Genomic DNA, 2,312 nt, shown 5'->3' with positions numbered 1-2,312 from the left:
GAATGTATTTGTGAATAAGAAAAATAACATTAAAAGCTTGTGCTCCAGGGGCTGGGCTGTTTTAACAAGCTAATAAATAGGATTGGTATTAATCCCTGGTCGATAACGGATGGTTATTTTGTAATTAATGGCGTTATTAATTTGCTGGGCGGCAAAAAACTCTTTACCCGAGATAGGATCAATGGCGGCCTTTGTTGTACAGACCACGACCCAATTCTTAGTGGGCTGGCCAAATTCATCTTTGGATAACTCGGGCTTTTCAATGGTAATACGATGTTTTAAGCGTCCAGCTCTCATAGGGATTTAAAGCGGTATTTATTCCAAATGGTTTGAGTCGATAAGGGTAATTCACTAACAACGCCACCAATCACCACTGATTCTCGGTTGTTATACCAGTGGCCAATGAGCATGAGTAAGCCAATTTCAATTTCACGGGTGATAACAACAGCTGTATCAGTGGGGTTTTCTTTAACGAGCTGGCGTTGTGTCGTGCTTTCAAAATGAGCAATAGCGGCTTCCGTTAATACCTGCACATAAGCGTCATCTTCAGTGATGTCATCTTCAATATTCAGGTGTTTTTTAACTAGGGTGAGTTCGATCATTATGGTATGTTTTGCAGTTAATCTTAAAATAGGGCTTAAATACGATGAAAATAGCAAAACTGTTATATATTGGTATTTTGGTTTTATCGGTACCTGCAGTTGCTGAAAATAAAACCAAAAAAACAAGTATCGATAACTGCCTTCATAGTCCATTACAATGTGTCTACGGCATGATAACCAAGAAAAAAGAATAAGCTATTTAATAGGCGGGAAACCCCGCCTTAATTTAATACAAATAAGTGACTAGCTTCCTCCTTTAACATGCAGCACTTTGACTGAACTGCTATCCAACAACATATTACCCACGCGCTTGGTGGTATAAAACGATACAAAGGGTTTATTGGTGTAAGGGTCGCGTAATACCCGTGTACCAATCCGATCTAAGATTAAATAAGCCCGCTTAAAGTTACCAAAGGATATCGGCGCTTTTTTTGCGGCAATATCATCGACTTGCTCATTCTCTGTCAGCGAATAACCTAACAGCCGCGAAGGCTCACCGGCTTGTAAGCCAGGGCTCCATAAATAATTACCATCGTTATCCTTCATCAGCCGTACTTGCCCAACACTGGTGCTGTTCATCATCCAGCGGGCACCCGTGCGGTATTTACGCTTTAAGGAATACAACAGCTTTAATAGGTCATCCGCTTCGAGCTTAGCGGTGGCAGTATCCAAATACTGTAATTTGCTAAACTCCCTAACATCATCGCTTTGTGTAGTACGAGGATAAGCAAACAATCCCAGAGGCTTTAGGTTTCCATCACCATTAGTAAAAGCGGCTTCTTCCTGTTCGCTAAATTCCTCACCAATATCATTAAGCAAAAACTGTTGTACATTAAAAAACGCATCATCCAGCATAGTTTGAGTAGCCTCTGGATTGGCGTAAATCTCACCCCAGTGCGTGGTAATTGGCTTCAACTGTGAAGCATCAGTGTGCGGTCTTGGCGATGTTTCACCCACCCAGCCCGATGTGGCTCGCCCGTCTTTCCGTAGTTTTTTAAGGTCTGGTGTGGATAAGGTTTGGCTGGAACAAACCGAACGCATGACCACTTGATCACGGCCAAAATCGATAATTTGCCGGTCTAATTGTTCGGGGACTGCATAACCGCCATCTTCATCATTGCCGGTTTGCATAGCTTTGGTTTTTAATTCGTCCAGCTGATCGGTCTTGCCTTTTCTAACAAATTGATCAAAGGCTTTTTCATACTCTGCCTGTTGTTTATTACCTCCAAACGTGCCGCCCGGGCGATTCGCCTTGGTTTCCAACTCTTCAAACTGGCCTTTTAGCTTGTCCAGCTCCGAGAGTTTTTCATTGATTGACTGTAGTTTACCTTCAACCAACCCATCCAGCGCATCACCTTTTTCCAAGGTTGCTAAGCGCTCATCATTGGTTTTTTTAAACTCATTAAAGGCACCACCTAATGCCTCAATTGTCTTATTAATATCTTCAGCGTAAGCCATTGATTTATCCTTTTAAGGTTTGAATAAGGGATTGCAATTGATTCACGGTGCTTGATAGCTCAGCGTCGCACTGATTCAAGGCGTGATAACCATGGGCCATTAAGCCTCTGGCTTGGGTTCGCGATAAACCGGCCTCGCGCAGGAATCGCTCAAAGGTTTTCCTAATTATCACTATACCAGCCCTTTCAAGGTGAGAATACAACCAATCTGGACATAACTTAATCAGATCGTGACTTTAGATTGTAACTCCTC

Annotated in this window: 5 protein-coding genes; 1 reads left to right on the top strand and 4 read right to left on the bottom strand. The window is 42.5% G+C overall.

The annotated features are described in order from the left end of the window. Nucleotides 1-69 precede the first annotated feature (69 nt). Entirely contained in the window at nucleotides 70-297 is a 228-nt protein-coding gene (locus tag ORQ98_RS29375; RefSeq protein WP_274692382.1) for a phage head closure protein, read from the bottom strand. Further along, the gene (locus ORQ98_RS29370) at nucleotides 294-602 is read right to left on the bottom strand and encodes a head-tail connector protein (protein WP_274692381.1); all 309 of its coding nucleotides are present in this window, start codon (nucleotides 600-602) and stop codon (nucleotides 294-296) included. Before ORQ98_RS29370 ends, ORQ98_RS29375 begins: the two co-directional genes overlap by 4 nt. Before the next feature lie 44 nt (nucleotides 603-646). On the opposite strand from ORQ98_RS29370, the gene ORQ98_RS29365 reads away from it, so the two are divergent. Then, the gene (locus tag ORQ98_RS29365) at nucleotides 647-796 is read left to right on the top strand and encodes a hypothetical protein (protein WP_274692380.1); all 150 of its coding nucleotides are present in this window, start codon (nucleotides 647-649) and stop codon (nucleotides 794-796) included. Nucleotides 797-845: 49 nt separating this feature from the next. On the opposite strand, the gene ORQ98_RS29360 is transcribed toward ORQ98_RS29365, so the two are convergent. Continuing rightward, the gene (locus ORQ98_RS29360) at nucleotides 846-2,060 is read right to left on the bottom strand and encodes a phage major capsid protein (protein ID WP_274692379.1); all 1,215 of its coding nucleotides are present in this window, start codon (nucleotides 2,058-2,060) and stop codon (nucleotides 846-848) included. Between the two features lie 4 nt (nucleotides 2,061-2,064). After that, the gene (locus tag ORQ98_RS29355; RefSeq protein WP_274692378.1) at nucleotides 2,065-2,232 is read right to left on the bottom strand and encodes a hypothetical protein; all 168 of its coding nucleotides are present in this window, start codon (nucleotides 2,230-2,232) and stop codon (nucleotides 2,065-2,067) included. Nucleotides 2,233-2,312: the final 80 nt, after the last annotated feature.

Origin of the sequence: Spartinivicinus poritis (assembly GCF_028858535.1) — a bacterium.
In the GTDB taxonomy this organism is placed as follows: domain Bacteria; phylum Pseudomonadota; class Gammaproteobacteria; order Pseudomonadales; family Zooshikellaceae; genus Spartinivicinus; species Spartinivicinus poritis.
This window is presented reverse-complemented; position numbering and strand designations above follow the sequence as displayed.

What these genes read in the sequence shown, in the direction of transcription:
- ORQ98_RS29375 (WP_274692382.1), bottom strand. Translation starts at nt 297, where the DNA reads ATGAGAGCTGGACGCTTAAAACATCGTATTACCATTGAAAAGCCCGAG.
- ORQ98_RS29370 (WP_274692381.1), bottom strand. Translation starts at nt 602, where the DNA reads ATGATCGAACTCACCCTAGTTAAAAAACACCTGAATATTGAAGATGAC.
- ORQ98_RS29365 (WP_274692380.1), top strand. Translation starts at nt 647, where the DNA reads ATGAAAATAGCAAAACTGTTATATATTGGTATTTTGGTTTTATCGGTA.
- ORQ98_RS29360 (WP_274692379.1), bottom strand. Translation starts at nt 2,060, where the DNA reads ATGGCTTACGCTGAAGATATTAATAAGACAATTGAGGCATTAGGTGGT.